This is a genomic window from Pseudomonas sp. B2M1-30 (genome assembly GCF_025447575.1).
GTDB classification, from domain to species: Bacteria; Pseudomonadota; Gammaproteobacteria; order Pseudomonadales; family Pseudomonadaceae; genus Aquipseudomonas; species Aquipseudomonas botevensis.
Map to the genome: position 1 here is coordinate 1 of NZ_JAOEJT010000005.1, position 15,346 is coordinate 15,346.

Consider the following 15,346-nt stretch of genomic DNA (forward strand, 5'->3'; position numbering starts at 1 on the left):
CACTCGTAGCTCAGCTGGATAGAGTACTCGGCTACGAACCGAGCGGTCACAGGTTCGAATCCTGTCGAGTGCACCATTTAAGAGTTGGTTGCAGCAATGCAGGTAACTTGGCTTCAGCCAGTTGTGGTCTGGTCTAAAAACACAAAATGCACTCGTAGCTCAGCTGGATAGAGTACTCGGCTACGAACCGAGCGGTCACAGGTTCGAATCCTGTCGAGTGCACCATACATCAGAAAGCCCGCGTTTAACGCGGGCTTTTTGCTGTCCGGGATTTGGCTTTTCCCGTGACACATCCTTTCTCGTCAAAATCGATTTGTGCGCTGCGGCCTCGCTTGAGGTCGTATCGATAGGTCGTGCTCGAATTGCGCAGGCTGACCTTGTCCGGTTTGCCCAGCGCACTTTCAACATCCTGCTGGTTCATGCCGACGATGATTCTACGATTGATGATGGCTTCGCGGCGTTGTCGAGCGTCGATCAGATTTCCACATTTATCCTGCGCCTGACCCGCGACGTTCATTTCCCGGCTTCTGGTTTTCATTCCAGATGTTTCTTCATGTCGGGCTTCGGGCAGCAGCGTGATGATCGAGCCCGGCGAGTAGGGATGTACTTCGTGCAACGAGAGATGCTCGTCGTTCGCGCAACTCAGCGTGGTGAAGGTGACGCTGCCGTCCTCGGCCTGGCAGCGGTGCAGGGTGGTTGCATTCGCAGCGAGCGGCAGGCAGAGCAGGGTGGTCAGCGTAATCCGGGGTGTGATTGATGGCATTCGGCGTCCTCCATGACGATCCATGCACAAGGGTAGTCGCTACATTTTTCGCTGCCGGTGTGTTTTCTTTTCAGGATAAGTCGTCGCACTTGCATGGGTCAGGACAGCGCTCAGGTTTGTCTCGCAAGCGCTTGTTTCAGCCACGATTTTTTAACGTTTAAAACCGTCAGGCGGTGTATCATTGCGCCCGTCAGCCCCGCCGGGGCTTATGGAAAACCTCCATGGACTTACCCAGTAGTTACTCAGTACCCCGTTTTACCAATCATGAATTGACTGATTGATCCTTCCGGCGTGCCCCGCTGCTGGGAGTGGAGTTCGCCTATGTCCGAAATCGAAGTAAAGAAAACACAGGAAAGCCTGCAGGATCGCCTGGCTCAGGTCGTCGAGTTGCTGCAGCGCCAGCGGGTCGTCGAAGACCTGACTCACCGCCAGGAAGGCCCGCATCATGACCGGGTCGAGAACCTCGTCCACCGGCAAAATCTCGTCGAGCTGCAACGCAAGCTCGATGATCTGCACTCCGCCGACGTCGCCTACATTCTTGAAGCCTTGCCGCTGGACGACCGTCTGACGCTCTGGCAACTGGTCAAGGCCGATCGCGACGGCGACATTCTTCTCGAAGTATCCGACTCCGTCCGTGAAACGCTGATCGCCGACATGGACGATCACGAGCTCCTGGCTGCGGCCAAGGACATGGATGCCGACGAACTTGCTGACCTGGCTTCCGAGCTGCCGCGAGACGTCGTCCATGAGCTGATGGAGACGCTGGACCAGCAACAACGCGAGCGCGTGCGTTCGGCCCTGTCCTATGACGAGGAGCAGGTCGGTGCGCTGATGGACTTCGAGATGGTGACCATCCGTGAGGATGTCAGCCTCGAAGTGGTTCTGCGTTACCTGCGGCGTCTCAAGGAGCTGCCGGGCCATACCGACAAATTGTTCGTGGTCGATTACGACGGCGTGCTCAAGGGTGTGCTGCCGATCAAGCGCCTGCTGGTCAACGATCCGGAAAAACAGGTTTCGGACGTCATGGCCAGTGATCCGGTGAGTTTTCACCCGGATGAAGACGCTTATGACGCCGCTCAGGCGTTCGAACGTTACGACTTGATCTCGGCCCCGGTGGTCGACAAGAACGGCAAGCTGATCGGCCGTCTGACCATCGACGAAATGGTCGACCTGATTCGTGAAGAGAGCGAAACCGAAGTCCTCAACATGGCGGGTCTGCGCGAGGAGGAAGATATCTTCGCCTCGGTCTGGAAATCCCTGCGCAACCGTTGGGCGTGGCTGGCGATCAACCTGATTACCGCATTCGTCGCTTCCCGGGTGATCGGTCTGTTCGAAGGTTCGATCGAGAAACTGGTGGCGCTCGCGGCATTGATGCCCATCGTGGCGGGTATCGGTGGCAACTCCGGCAACCAGACGATCACCATGATCGTTCGCGCCATGGCTCTCGACCAGGTCAGCACCGGCAACACGTCGCGCCTGATGCGCAAAGAGCTGGCAGTGGCGCTGATCAATGGTCTCGTGTGGGGCGGGGTGATCGGCGTGGTGGCCTACATGCTCTATGGCAGCTGGTCGCTGGGTGTAGTGATGACGGCGGCGATGACCTTGAACCTGCTGCTGGCGGCGCTGATGGGGGTGTTGATCCCGATGACCCTGGCAAAAATGGGGCGCGACCCGGCCATGGGGGCCAGTGTGATGATTACGGCGATGACCGACAGCGGTGGCTTCTTCATCTTCCTGGGGCTGGCGACAGTCTTCCTGCTCTGACCGAACTCGTTTATGAAAAAGCCCGCCAATTGGCGGGCTTTTTTACGCGAGGCAAAAAGCAGCGAGGTCAAATTCCGGGCAAAAAAAAGCCAGCATTCATGCTGGCTTGAGATGTTCGGGTCGAATCAGGATGCGTCTGCGGCCATTTCGGCGTCGTGGGCAATCAGCGACACCAGCGCATTCTGCTGACGATGGGAGAGCTGACGGAAGCGTTGCAACAGCTCGCGTTCGTGCAACGACAGCTCCGGACTGTCCAGACGCATGCTGAGCTCTTCGCCCAATGCGCCTTCCTGAATGAGACTCTGCTCGAGGCGAGCAATGATCTCGGAGTTCATGCTGCGATGATGATTGCGAGCCACCTCGGCAATGCGTTCACGCATTCCGTCTGGCAGGCGTACGACAAACTTGTCAGCCGTGCGGCTGGAATAAATTGCCTGTTTCAATGGGCGCATATATTTAAACCGGTTAGTTCAGGGGAGCGGTTCTCGGGATTGGCCGCAGGATGTGTGGTAGGACAAGCATCCGGACCAAATGGTTCAACCTGAATTGTTAAGAGGCCCGCATCATGCCTCAAAATTGCCAGATCATTGGCGTCAATTCTGTGACAAATATTGAGCTGGGTAAAGGCGTAATGCCAGCACCAATTATCAGAAATGCGGACTGGTTTGAAAAGATTGCCTTGGCCCGTATGACTGACCGCGTCCAAGTGCGCGTCCGTTGATGCCCAAAGGCGTCAGAACGTGCATGCTATGCGGCTTCGATCCTTGTTCCTTACCTTGTACAGGATAGTGGCAAATGGCCGATTTACTAGGGCAGACACGTGCTGGAGGGCGTTTTCAGGATGGATGGCAGGCTGGTTTATCTGATGGGGCCGTCGGGGTCGGGCAAGGACAGCCTGATCGAAGCTGCACGTGAGCCATTGCGTGGGTTGAACTGCGAAATCATCCGACGGGTGATCACTCGCTCAGCGGAATCGGTGGGCGAAGACGCAATCGGTGTCACGCCTCAAGAATTCGAGCGTCGCCAGCACGCCGGCGATTTTGCCCTGGCCTGGCAGGCCAATGGCCTTGCCTATGGCATCCCGACAGACATCGACGAATGGTTGAAAAGCGGTCGTCATGTGCTGGTCAACGGCTCTCGCGCCAATTTGCGGCAAGCACTCGATCGCTACCCGACGCTGTTGCCGGTTTTGCTGACGGTCAGGGATGAAGTGTTGCGTGAGCGCCTGCTGAAGCGGGGCCGAGAGACGCTTGAGCAAATCGATGCAAGACTCGCCCGCAACGCTCTGTTCAAGGACAGGAGGTCAACCGACAAGCCTGTGCATTTGATCGATAACTCCGGCGACCTGGCGGACGCCGTCACGCAGCTTCTGGACTTGATCCGGCTCAACGCAGTAGCGGATCGAACTTGATTTTGCGCCCAGCCACCAGTGCCAGCACGAACAGCATCGCAAACACACCACAGCCAATCAGGGGCAACGTGACCTGGGTTTCCTCGAACAGCCAGAAATGCGAGGCGCCGCTCAACAGGGCAAGGATCAGAAATCCTGCGGCCGACTTGGACATGTTGTACTCCTGAAGATGATTCAAAAAACCAGACGTTCGGTGGAACCCGTCGACATGGCCTGCGCAGGCTCATTGACGGTCTGCGGCGCGAAACCGCTCTGATCGCTCAATACCGCCCATTGCGGCGCTTTCTGCACTTGCAGGTAGTGCGGCATGCGCTGGGCCACCGGCTCGGCCTTTTCGGGAACAAAGTGAAAGCCAACCAAAACCGCCAAAGCCAAAGCGTTTGCGAGCAAGAGAGTGCTGTTCATGAGACGGATCTCCGTTTGTTCTTTTATAAGAACCGGAGAAGCAGCCGACGTGCCAACAGTCTAACCGCTATTAAGTCCTTTAAAAACAAGCATTTAGAATGGTTTTTCAGTGTCTTCGGATTGCATTCTGCAATGATGGCTTTTCGGGCTAGTGCAAATTGCACGGTAAATGATCCCGCAGCATTGCAGGCCGCCTGCCTACACTTAAAAAGCCCTACGGACGACATGACAAATCAGGGGCCTGCCGTTAACATGCACGCCGTCTGTCGCACCGACAGTCTTGTGTCCCAGTAGCTCAATTGGATAGAGCATCCCCCTCCTAAGGGGAAGGTTGGCAGTTCGAACCTGCCCTGGGACACCATATTATTCAAGGCTTGTAGCGTTTTACCCAACATTAATAGAATGTTTGTGGGTGCAGTATGGGTGCAGTCACTTCTCCCGACTAGAGGAGGTTTTGCTCAACCCTAACCTTGGAAGCGAAAGCGAGCATCGTGCTAGTCATTCAGAATTAGCCGCAGCAGAGCTCATGTCGAAGCCAGCCCCATATTTTTGGACTGCGAAGAGTTTAGTGATAGGAGTGGCTCCCCCCGTCGTAGCTCCAGATACCTGTGGCGTAGGTCAATCCAATCGTGGGCGACAGGTCATCCGCATGACTCCCATGGCCTGCCAGAGGTCGATAGAGGTCTGACCGGGGGAATCCGAGATAACTATTCACATCTCACTTCCTCGTGGTCAATGAAAAGTCCTCCTCAGGCGGGTATATTGTGCAAACTACTCTGGGGGGGAGCCCAAAAAATGTTGAATTTTGAGAGTCGCATAGGAAGCGGTGGGTTTGGTAACGTCGACCTCGTTAGGGATCTAAATGGGAACGCTTTTGCCAGGAAGACCTTCAGCAACAATCAGCCTGCCAGTTTTCCTGATGAGCTAGTTCCTAATATTAGGAGCCGCTTCATTCGCGAGGCTAGCGTCCAAGCTAACCTACAACATCGTAACATCATGCCAGTGCTGCACTCTCAGTTGGCAGATAATCCTCCTTGGTTTTTGATGCCCGTGGCTGCGTCTACCCTTGACAAAGACCTGCGCTTAGATCAAACGTTGGGCGGAAATCCGATCGCCGTTATGATGGATATACTTGCTGGGCTAGAGTATTTGCACAGCGTAGGAATTACGCATAGGGATCTGAAACCACAAAACGTACTAAAGCTTAATTTCAACGATGGTGCTGCTTATGTCATAAGTGATTTCGGTCTTATATCATTGAGAGATACTCAACTGTCCGTTCTTACACAGACAGGGATGAGGATGGGATCGGACTACTATACTGCGCCAGAGATAGTTGCTGACTTGCGTCGTGCATCTGCGATGTCAGACATATATTCGGCTGGCTGTATACTCCACGACCTTTTCGGGGTCGACGATCGGATTCCGTGCTCTGAAATTCAAGAAATCGGTCCCTACGCAGACATAATGCGTTGCTGTACTAGACGAGAGCCTAATCGACGCTTCCAAAGTGTAGCTGCTTTGAGAGATGCCATTCTCTCTGTAGGGCAAGCGCCTGTAGTGGTTGCTCAAGCGCAAGTCGCGGCACTGATAGACCTTTTGAAGAATAACTCTCCTTTGACTCAGCAGGCGTGGAGAACTATTGTCGAGAAGGTCGAAGATGAATCCTCTTCAAGTGATATCCGTGCGCTACTTTCCACTATTTCGATAGCCCGTATTGATGAATTAATTCTGCTTAGCCCAGACCTTGCTAGTCGACTTGGTGTTGAGTATGCAAAGTGGGTCAAAGATAGTTACTTTGATTTCAATGAATGTGACGGCATCGCAAATCGTCTTTCACGTTTTTTTACTACAGAAAATATCGACTGCCAAGTTGAAGTTCTTTTGGCGTATCTCGAGATGGGCACGAGTCACAATCGTTGGTATGTTGAGCAAAAGTTTCACAACGTATGCAAACCAACACTTGATACTCGGATTGCTAATCGTCTCGCTTTAGAACTACGTGTGCTAGGTCATAAGGCGTGCCGAATGATAGCTCACATGGAAAACTCCATTGGAGTGGAAAGAGCGTCTTTGCACCCGAGCATTGTATCAACGTTAACACAAATCTGCCCGGTGTAATTTATGATGGTATTTTCCCAGACAGATAAGGGGCCCAGAGAGCAAAATCAGGACTTTTTCCTGGTTGAAAATGTTTCTGGCAGCCTCTATCTTGTTGTCGCAGATGGCGTGGGTGGCAATAAGGGAGGGCAAACTGCATCACGAAAAGCCTGTGAAAACTTCATGGCCGCAGTCAAGAATGGTTTTTCGCCGAAAGAAGCCATAATTAGTACGCATAATGTGATACTGGAGCTAGCTTCGAAAAATCCAGACTTGACCGGTATGGCAACGACACTTACTTGTTTAGTGCTCTGTGGAAATAAAGCCTACGGAGTGCATAGTGGTGATAGCAGAGTTTACCTTCTCAGGAAAAACGGAGTGCAACAAGTCACCAAAGATCACTCGGAAGTTGCAAGGCTTCTTCTATCGGGTAAGCTTACTAAGTCAGAGGCAAGTACGTATCCCCGACGAAATGTGCTCTATAGTGCAGTCGGAACCATGGCCAAATTTGTTTTCCAGGAGTTTGAGCTAGAAGTGGCTGACGGTGATCGCCTCTTGGTTATGACGGATGGGGTTTATTCTGTGATCCCAAAAAAATATTTCAGAGACTTGTCTTTGTCATATTCTAGTCTCCAGGAATATTGTGACGCTATCATAAGATGCGTTATTGAGGGGCGCACTAAGGACAACTACACCCTTGTCGGAGTGGAGGTGTCTGGTGCAAAAGATGAAGAGTTAGTTTAAAGAGTTTTAGTGATAAGCGTAACTGGTTCATAAGTATATCTAAATAGCACAATTGATCGCGTACAGAGCATGCTTCGGTGATGCTAATATTAATGCTCTAGAAAAAAGCCCCGGCTCTGGAAATTTCAGGCGGGGCCTTTTACGCTGTCGTTGACTAGCTAACACGTAGTCGATTGGGATCTTCTATATTGGAGATCGCCCACTACTCACATAGCATCTTGCTCGCTTTCCGGTTCGCCCTCCCTGGAGCCGTCCTCTTGAACGCGCACCCAGTGGCCGGAAAACATCGCCGAAACGCCGCAGTTTTCACTTGGAGCGGCCGAAGTAATTACCGCTGCTGACTTTCCGAGCACCACATCAAAAGCCTCACCATTAGGATTTTTATGTTCATCTACAACCCGCATTGATGTGGATATTTTTTCATTTGACTGGATCCTAGCTACAGTATTTTCCATAGCCCAAACATCACATTCGTGATGAGTACTAGTATCTACAGTCTGAATGTGAACAACGATAGGTTGCACTGGATTACCGAACGCTAATTCGTTCGCAACAAGCATTCTTCCAGCATATCCGCCTTCTTGGTATGAGAAGTAGGTTAACTGCTGAGAAAATGCAAATGTGGAGGTGCTTGTGATTGCAGCAACAGCTAGATATTTCAGTATGTGCATAAGATTTCCTTTTTTTGAAAGCTCTACAAAAGGCACTGCTCTGGATTGCTCAGAGGGGCCTTTTACTTTTTGCTCGTGAACTACGTAGACAAGTTTCAGGCAGTAATTACTTACTGCTCACAGTGCGTCCTTTTCATCCTGCCCCTCAACCTCCTCGGCGTTTATGACGCCCGAACCAGAGAGTCACGTAGATATTTATATAATGACTTTCATGGGGGCTCATGCAGAGTATGGAGGGTCAAATTCTAAGCATTCAGATAAAGGCGTGAACTCACTCCGACGGCAAAGCCAGGCGGTGAAGAGGGTATATCCGGCAGACACAGCTACTATCTTTATTCTTGCATTTCTTGATTCTCTGCGTTGTCGCGCCTCTGCCTGTGTTAGGGATTCACCTTTTCTTCGGGCTCCACCAAAAAATGAAAGTATCAAGATCATCATAATCACGTAGAACAGAGATGCAAAAGTTAACTTAGCGACTATGCTTAGTAGAATGTTTAGACTGCCACGATTACTTTTGATTGCTGTATATACTGCGAAGAATACCGCCAATAATAAACCTGTAACTACACACACTTGGTACACTTGATGAGGCAGCCCAAGCCAACCACAAAAAAGGCCAAAAACCCAGCCAGTGACTGGCAGCAAATTGGTGATCGTTGCATCTGTATAGTTATTGTAGATAGTGACTTCCTTATTGCGGTGCTTCTTGACTGCCCAGCAAGATATTATAATCGCTACTATCAATGAGAACTTCCATAAGATACCGAATATTTTTTGCCAAAGCGTTTCCTCATGAGTTTCTGCGAATTGACGTTGCTGTTGTGGTGCCGTCTGATAAGCCGATGTTTGATAGGTAGATGGGGTAGATACAGCGTTCGCCTGAGAATAAGCGGCCTGCTGCTGCGCCGCCTTCCGCCGCTGTTGATAAGCTTGCTCTTCTGCTACATATGCCTCGTGTTTGCGTCGAGCTCGATCAGCGTCCTCGGCTTGAGATTTGGCTACTTGCTGTTGCTGTTCTAATTCCAGTTTTCGCTCTACTTCAGCCCTCGTAAAGTCTTCAATTGCCTTGAATCGATCTTCCATTGCTATATCGAGGCATTTTTGTGTGGTGCACTGGTTTCTAGTGATAAGCCACTCACGCTGGGACTGGATAATAGCGTCCTGCCGGTCAGGAGCCTTCAGCAACGCAGCCTTGTAGTTTTGAGCAAGAGAAGTGTCGAGACCAGAAAGGTAGCCGTCGCGGCAAATTTCCTTTTCGGCAAAATTGCTGGCCTTGGTACAGTCGAAGCTCGCAGCTATTGAATTGCAGGCAACCACTGCCAGTACAAGCGCCGTTGCGGGGTGAATTACCATTCTGAAAGATCTCCTATCTGAAACAACCCCGAGAATGGGAATAGCGGCTTGGCCCCCCACCCACTCCCACATCCCTTAAGCAGACTTAGAAGCCTTAGCTTCTGCCATAAGCAGCCGAAAAGGCTCCGATGTCACGATTAGTGTGTTCACGATTAGATCACATCAGCACACGATGTGGGAATGCAAAATTCCTCCCTACGTCATCGCTTCGGTCATCGAGTACGTGAGCTTCGTCTTGCCACTGGCATGACCCAAGAAGCCTTTGCGGACAAGTGCGGCTTCGCTCGCACTTACATGTCAAGGATCGAGACCGGTGGTGCAAATCCGAGTCTGGATGCGATAAAAGTGCTCGCCGACGCGCTCAAAGTCGACCTTTCAGAGTTGTTTTCGGAAATCGAATAACGTTTCAATATGCTGCGTATCAGTTTTATCGGTACGCAACACGTTCAATCTAATCTCTCTCGAATTCGCATATCTGATCTAGTCAGGATATGGGGACGCCTTACTTTAAAAACTGTAAATGATAACTACACCTTAAAGGGGCGTAGTTATGAATAAATACTGTCGTTATTGTAATGTGATAATTCCAAATAAGTCGAAGCAGTGGTCCAGTCAGATTTACTGCACAGCAAGATGTAGAAAATATGACCATAGAAAGACTAAATCGCTTATTTCGCGCGTAGAGAGAAAACGGTCCAATTTGCTTCAAAATGATGAAATGTTGTATTTGATAAGGCAGTGTAAAAGAGCTGAAACTGTTCAGATATTGAAGGGGCATACGTTGGAGTCCTTCATTGAAACTATAGAGCTAGTTAAAAACCGACCTGCAGGTGATGTCAAGCTTTGTCATATAGCGCCGGTTAAAGGGGATGGCTCAATAGGTCTATTTCATTACCTGAACTTATTTTACGGAGGAACATATCAAAACAGAAAGTTTGGGAGAAAGTACATATCTGGTGGGTTGTCCATAAAAAACAGTGAGCTTTTGCGTAAGTGGAAGGTGACAAGCGAAATGACGAATAATGAAGTGCTTGTCATGATTGAAAGGTATTTGAAAGGTGTGATATCTAAATATATTGAGGTTTGTCCAGTCCGGAAGTCAAAAAAGATCAGTGTTATTGAGAAAATAGTAAGTTTAGATGGATCGAGTAAATATGATGAGTTGATTGGTTACAGCTATTTAAGTCTGCAGGAGAAGTGGGAAGGGATTTGTAAGCTTAGGTCATATGTCATCCAGCCTGTAGTCGAGTCTAAGTATCTTGCATATGTTGATGGTCTGACGAGATTTATATCGTACGGTGGTGAAAGAGTCTCGATGCTAAAGCGTCTGAGAAAAATAATGATCGTAGGGTATATGGCGCTTGAGCGAGTAAAGCGAAGCCATACTTATAATAAATATTTTTATGTAAAATATGAGCCAATCATAGATCAAAAATACGGGCAGGCAATGCTAAAACATGCGGATGATTGGTATGTGCTAAAGGATATTATTTATAATTGTGTATTTAACGTTTTGCAAGGGGATGTAATAGATGTTAAAGAGTTTCGGAAGAGGGTAATGTCATATTTGGTGTTTCCGGAGAAGGCTCATTCAGTTTGGTAGTTTGGATTGTACTCCGCTGGTTACTTTAAAATACCTCCTGAATTTGGTCATGTTTTCGAAAGTGGTGGAATGAAAAACTATATTCGAGTAAAATCGCCGCATTTGGCATCTCCTTTGGAAGATTCCTCACTGTTCGAGAATTCTATGTTACTCAGTTTGTTTTGCGGTGCCGGCGGGCTTGACTTAGGTTTTGAAAAGGCAGGATTTGATATTGGACTTGCCTTTGACATACGTAAGGACAGTATTGCCTCCTACAATCATAACCGTGTCGGAACTCATAAGAACGGTCATTGCCTTGATGTTAGGGATCTCACATTAGAGATGCTGGATCAGTTGCATGGAAGCCAGTTCAACCCTGTTGGCATTATTGGTGGTCCTCCATGCCAAAGTTTTAGTCGCGCAAATAAAAACCCGAAAGATAACGATCCGCGACATGATTTACCTTTTGTATATGCAGATATTATAAGAAGTTTGAATGAGAGGTCTCCTATTCATTTTTTTGCATTTGAAAATGTTCCTGGTTTAAATGAGGGTGATCACAAAGAACATTTCGAAAGTATCAAGTTGTACTTGAAAGATATAGGGTTTAATGTCCGAGAGACTATCGTAAATGCCACGGATTTTGGTGTTCCTCAAAGCCGTGAGCGGCTGCTGATGGTCGGAATTAACACTAAACTCTATCCCGGTGTTGTCTGGCAGCAACCAAAAAAAGTAGATTGTGACCCCATAACTCTCACGGTTGGTCATGCTATCGGTGATTTGCCACCACCTACGTATTACGAGCGAAACCTGGTTAAGTCTCAAATCGCGCACCATCCTAATCACTGGTGTATGCAACCTAAATCAAAGAAATTCACAACACCCGGTGCACTTCAGCCCGGAAAGCGTGCAAACAGAAGTTTTAAAACGCTTGAGCTCCATAAGCCAAGTATTACCGTTGCATACGGCAATAGAGAAGTGCATATCCATCCAAACTGTCTTCGTCGTCTGAGTGTTCTTGAGGCCATGAGGCTTCAAGGTTTCCCTGATGAATACGAGCTAATCGGAACGCTTTCATCTCAGATAACTCAAGTTAGTGAAGCGGTTCCGCCTCCAATGGCGAAGGCTCTAGCAGAATCAATACAACTGACGCTGCTAGAGGAGCTTCCCTATGATCCTGCTGTTGGGCGTCATGCAGTGACGATTGTCTCAACAGCCAGTGAAATTATATCTTGAGCATAATTGGCCGACTTCAGTAGTTTGTGTGTTTCATGAGTTAGAGCCTCAAGTAGCTGAGGTTCATCTGCCATCTTATTATCTATATCGCAGAGAGATATAGTTCTACGAATGGCGGTCAGTCCAGAGTCAATTTCAATTTCCCGCACGGAGCGCACAGGATTTGGGTCGGCCGGTTTTCTGATAACTGGAGTGCACCTGTATACTAGTGATAGCATATCCTTTGAGCCCTGTTCTACAGAGTAAATATGACTACCCTGCATTGAAAGCTCAATTACTGGATAGGCAGTGCACAAATGGCCAATTAGCCATTTAGTGAATCCTAAGCAAAAGAATTTAACGAAAGCATCCGTAGTTAATTTTTTTGGCTCGTTAAGCGCGTCGTCGTACGGAATGCCCTCTTGTTCGCAAAGTTGAATAAACTCTTCGCTGAACTCCTCAGAGTCCTTTATATTTGAATTGATAGCCTGAAGAAAGTCTGCGACCTTGTTGTCGGGCGTGTTTAAAGGCTCTATTTTAGTGGTTATAAATAAGAGCCAAGACCCGGTTCCGCCAGCAGATTGTAGGCTAATTAATCTAATTAACGCGTCTAAAATGCTTGGTGCACCGACTTTTGTTTGTGCAATATTTTGACAGAGGTCAAAATTGATTGCATGGTACGGACCATGACTTTCGACTGCTCTCATTGCTGTAGATCTATCACCAGCTGCAATGTCTTCCAGACGATACCATAATGTATCTGAATTTCTATCGATCCAGTCATAGCTTCTCATTTGGTTTTGAGCAAGGATGATCTCGGCTTCATCTTTTGAGCCTCTCGGGCTGAAACCAACATATTTAAGTTTGAATCCTGCTTTTACCGTCACATCCTCAAGATTTCGAATGTCCAACATGTCCGGTCCGGCCAGAGTTAAATATCTGAAAACACGCGAAGAGTCTGCCGGAATATGAAGTGTTCGCATTAAAGAGCGTATATGATGACTCCAGCTACGTCTTACAAACTGCTTCCTTGGTTTATGCCAGGGCCTCAATTGTTTGACAATTGCTACTGTGCGGTTCTCAATAGGAGGGGGCTCAGGAGGAACAATTGCCTCCACAAACTCATCGTCGAAGTCGCTGTTCATTGGATCTTCTTGAGCTTCAGCTTTAGTCATTGCCTAACTCCGGCGACAGAGCGTTGACAATATCCAAAAACAAGTCTTGTTGACGGTTGTACGTGATTTCGTCGAGAAGACTGTAGGCTGACAGCACTACCATAACGGCCTTTGCCTGTTCAATAGTGGTCAATGGAGCTTGGGTGGCTGGTTTTGAGAGTGTCGCTAGTCGTTCTTTATCTAAGCTAAATACTAGCTCCGCATCCTGGTGGGATTTTTTATTTTGGTTAATTATATCGATGGTTTTTGAGTCGGGAAGAATGACTACGTCCGGTCGGTTAGTTAATGAGTCTCCTTTTCTCTCCCATACGCTGTTTAGGTGCGTTTCCACGGCTGTCAGCGCAGTAGCACGAACCGTTGTCTTTTCCTCGTCTCGAGACTTTTTACCTACATCCTTGAGTTTGTTTGTAACCTGTCGTAATGCTGCGTGAACCCATTTTGTCAGATACTGATAATGCGGGTGGCTTACGTTAAAAGATTCACGGTCAATATTTAATGCAGGGTCCAGTCCGCGAACTATAAAAATTTCGGCGGTGATCTGAGAAAGTCGATTCAATTCGGAGATTTGATATTCCATGAAGCGGTCATCATAAAGAACGCCGCTTGCATTATTTATTCTAATGAGCACGCCTCTATTCTGTTTTGGAACTATAAGCGAGTTCCAATAAAAATACGCTTCAAATTCTAGCCCGCCGCCCCCTCTGTCTGCTGGTATGGTGCCCAAGGAAGTCTTAACCTTCCCTACAAACATCATTGGATTTGTTGCTCGGACTTTTTTTCTATTGCCGAGCAATGTATCTGGTAATACAACAGGGCGCTTTAATTCGACACCATCGATTACAACCGTAAATCCTCCGCAGGGGTCTTCAGCATTAGACTCAAGCTTCATGGCCTCTGTCAGAGATTGATTTTTTTGCAAAACCAAAGGAACAGCCTGGCTTTTAGCTTTGTTTTGAAGCTGATAAAAGTCGATTGTTTTTTCTGATGAAAACAAAAGTGGGTTTTCATCGATATACTTCAAAGGTGCAGCAAGGCTTAATAACCAAATCATCCCTAAGTAAGTATCGAGATATTCTTCAATATCTGGGTTTTTTGTTGTTGTGCCCGTGCCAGCGACCACTTGCTCATAAAGCTTTTTAAACTTTACAATATCCTCATCAATGTCGTCCCATGGCATCCGGGGAGGAATAGTAAATTGGTCGTCACCCTTTCTTACATATCCTATATGAAACTCAGGGGGAGTTCGCTCGGTTTTTTTATCTATTGGGTCTGTAGCATCTATTGTTTCTAGGTAGTTCTCCCAGAAATCTGCGGACTTTAAATTGTTCTTGGTTTGATCTCGTATCTCTAAAAGTACGATTTCGGTCCCGTGACTTTTCGGGTCAGACGCGGGCTCTACAGAAAATACAACGTCACCAGTGATAAACTCTCCATCCTCTTCTGGTGCGTTACGGAGGTTTTCTTCAGTCCAGGTCTTCATCCAGACTTCAGCAATTAATCGATGTGTTTGACCTTTCTGTTTGGTGATGACTCGAAAGTGCGTTGTAAGGTGCGTTACGGCAAACATACCAATCCCGATTTTACCAATGAGCTTTCGTCCCATTGGAGTTAGATCAGGATTATCACGATTGACAGTGCCAAGCTCAATGCCTTTATAGGTACGCTTTGAGCTACCACCAATATGTTTAAATAAATTGGCTAGCGACCGCTCGTCCATACCGCGGCCGTTGTCCCGAACTGAAATGTACTCGAAACGTGGAGCATCGGTGTCAATGATGACTTCAGTTGCGTCTGCATCATATGCGTTGAAGATCAACTCGCGAAGAGCTGCGGAGGGGCGTCTATATATGCCATCTGTAATCCTAGCGAGAACGCGATCATCAACAGTTAACTGTGATGGTAAATCCCCGCCATTCTCCTTAAGATTGTTGATTTGCTCTGCTAGTAGCAGCGCATCGTCAATTTTTTCAACCATCACAACATCCTTTTAATCTGTGATCGTGCAATAGCTTTATAGAATATTCAGCAAACTAAAGTTATGCTGGGTTTTAGTTTAGTTGCTCAACAATAATTCTATCTCATTTTAACATCAAGATAATTCTTTGCGCTGTGAGGTGACGGAGAGTGTGGGGTTGAAAAAGCGTTGTGGTTCGTTGAGGCGCG

At 48.1% G+C, this 15,346-nt stretch carries 15 protein-coding genes and 2 tRNA genes; 9 read left to right on the forward strand and 8 right to left on the reverse strand.

Features of this window, described 5'->3' with window-relative positions; translation table 11 throughout:
* The first annotated feature begins 148 nt into the window (after positions 1-148).
* Positions 149-225, forward strand: a tRNA-Arg gene (locus N8H74_RS11835).
* Positions 226-244: 19 nt separating this feature from the next.
* On the opposite strand, the gene N8H74_RS11840 is transcribed toward N8H74_RS11835, so the two are convergent.
* The gene (locus N8H74_RS11840; protein ID WP_262147728.1) at positions 245-763 is read right to left on the reverse strand and encodes a cell envelope protein SmpA; all 519 of its coding nucleotides are present in this window, start codon (positions 761-763) and stop codon (positions 245-247) included.
* Between the two features lie 321 nt (positions 764-1,084).
* Here N8H74_RS11840 and mgtE point away from each other — a divergent pair, with 321 nt between their 5' ends.
* Positions 1,085-2,527 carry a magnesium transporter gene (mgtE, locus tag N8H74_RS11845; RefSeq protein WP_217832953.1) on the forward strand — a complete coding sequence of 481 codons (1,443 nt, stop codon included), beginning with the start codon at positions 1,085-1,087 and terminating at the stop codon, positions 2,525-2,527.
* A gap of 125 nt (positions 2,528-2,652) precedes the next feature.
* Here the strand turns inward: mgtE and N8H74_RS11850 are convergent, their stop codons facing one another.
* Entirely contained in the window at positions 2,653-2,979 is a 327-nt protein-coding gene (locus N8H74_RS11850) for an Arc family DNA-binding protein (protein ID WP_003178899.1), read from the reverse strand.
* Between the two features lie 389 nt (positions 2,980-3,368).
* On the opposite strand from N8H74_RS11850, the gene phnN reads away from it, so the two are divergent.
* Positions 3,369-3,938, forward strand: a complete 570-nt coding sequence (gene phnN / locus N8H74_RS11855; RefSeq protein WP_262147730.1) for a phosphonate metabolism protein/1,5-bisphosphokinase (PRPP-forming) PhnN — start codon at positions 3,369-3,371, stop codon at positions 3,936-3,938.
* Here phnN and N8H74_RS11860 read toward each other — a convergent pair.
* Both N8H74_RS11860 and N8H74_RS11865 read right to left on the reverse strand, forming a co-directional pair.
* Entirely contained in the window at positions 3,913-4,092 is a 180-nt protein-coding gene (locus tag N8H74_RS11860; protein WP_217832955.1) for a PA3371 family protein, read from the reverse strand. The genes phnN and N8H74_RS11860 overlap by 26 nt on opposite strands.
* Before the next feature lie 20 nt (positions 4,093-4,112).
* Positions 4,113-4,343, reverse strand: a complete 231-nt coding sequence (locus N8H74_RS11865) for a hypothetical protein (RefSeq protein ID WP_262147732.1) — start codon at positions 4,341-4,343, stop codon at positions 4,113-4,115.
* Positions 4,344-4,627: 284 nt separating this feature from the next.
* Here N8H74_RS11865 and N8H74_RS11870 point away from each other — a divergent pair.
* The 3 genes from N8H74_RS11870 to N8H74_RS11880 all read left to right on the forward strand — a co-directional run bounded on the left by N8H74_RS11870 (position 4,628) and on the right by N8H74_RS11880 (position 7,187).
* Positions 4,628-4,704 (forward strand) — tRNA-Arg (locus N8H74_RS11870).
* A gap of 434 nt (positions 4,705-5,138) precedes the next feature.
* The gene (locus N8H74_RS11875) at positions 5,139-6,464 is read left to right on the forward strand and encodes a serine/threonine-protein kinase (protein ID WP_262147734.1); all 1,326 of its coding nucleotides are present in this window, start codon (positions 5,139-5,141) and stop codon (positions 6,462-6,464) included.
* A gap of 3 nt (positions 6,465-6,467) precedes the next feature.
* Complete coding sequence (locus N8H74_RS11880) at positions 6,468-7,187, forward strand: protein phosphatase 2C domain-containing protein (RefSeq protein WP_262147736.1); 720 nt, start codon at positions 6,468-6,470, stop codon at positions 7,185-7,187.
* A 206-nt stretch (positions 7,188-7,393) separates the two neighbouring features.
* On the opposite strand, the gene N8H74_RS11885 is transcribed toward N8H74_RS11880, so the two are convergent.
* The gene (locus N8H74_RS11885) at positions 7,394-7,858 is read right to left on the reverse strand and encodes a hypothetical protein (protein ID WP_262147738.1); all 465 of its coding nucleotides are present in this window, start codon (positions 7,856-7,858) and stop codon (positions 7,394-7,396) included.
* A gap of 219 nt (positions 7,859-8,077) precedes the next feature.
* Positions 8,078-9,211 carry a hypothetical protein gene (locus tag N8H74_RS11890; protein ID WP_262147740.1) on the reverse strand — a complete coding sequence of 378 codons (1,134 nt, stop codon included), beginning with the start codon at positions 9,209-9,211 and terminating at the stop codon, positions 8,078-8,080.
* A 180-nt stretch (positions 9,212-9,391) separates the two neighbouring features.
* On the opposite strand from N8H74_RS11890, the gene N8H74_RS11895 reads away from it, so the two are divergent.
* From N8H74_RS11895 to N8H74_RS11905, 3 genes are all read left to right on the forward strand, one after another.
* A complete protein-coding gene (locus tag N8H74_RS11895) occupies positions 9,392-9,613 on the forward strand; it encodes a helix-turn-helix transcriptional regulator (RefSeq protein WP_262147742.1) in 222 nt (73 codons plus the stop codon).
* Positions 9,614-9,992: 379 nt separating this feature from the next.
* Positions 9,993-10,814 carry a hypothetical protein gene (locus N8H74_RS11900; protein ID WP_262147744.1) on the forward strand — a complete coding sequence of 274 codons (822 nt, stop codon included), beginning with the start codon at positions 9,993-9,995 and terminating at the stop codon, positions 10,812-10,814.
* A 69-nt stretch (positions 10,815-10,883) separates the two neighbouring features.
* On the forward strand, positions 10,884-12,029 hold the full coding sequence (locus N8H74_RS11905; protein WP_262147746.1) for a DNA cytosine methyltransferase: 1,146 nt from the start codon (positions 10,884-10,886) through the stop codon (positions 12,027-12,029).
* Here the strand turns inward: N8H74_RS11905 and N8H74_RS11910 are convergent.
* A complete protein-coding gene (locus N8H74_RS11910) occupies positions 11,984-13,183 on the reverse strand; it encodes a hypothetical protein (RefSeq protein WP_262147748.1) in 1,200 nt (399 codons plus the stop codon). The genes N8H74_RS11905 and N8H74_RS11910 overlap by 46 nt on opposite strands.
* Positions 13,176-15,158: an ATP-binding protein gene (locus N8H74_RS11915; RefSeq protein ID WP_262147750.1), complete on the reverse strand. Its 1,983-nt coding sequence runs from the start codon at positions 15,156-15,158 to the stop codon at positions 13,176-13,178. The genes N8H74_RS11910 and N8H74_RS11915 overlap by 8 nt, the downstream gene beginning before the upstream one ends.
* Between the last annotated feature and the right edge of the window lie 188 nt (positions 15,159-15,346).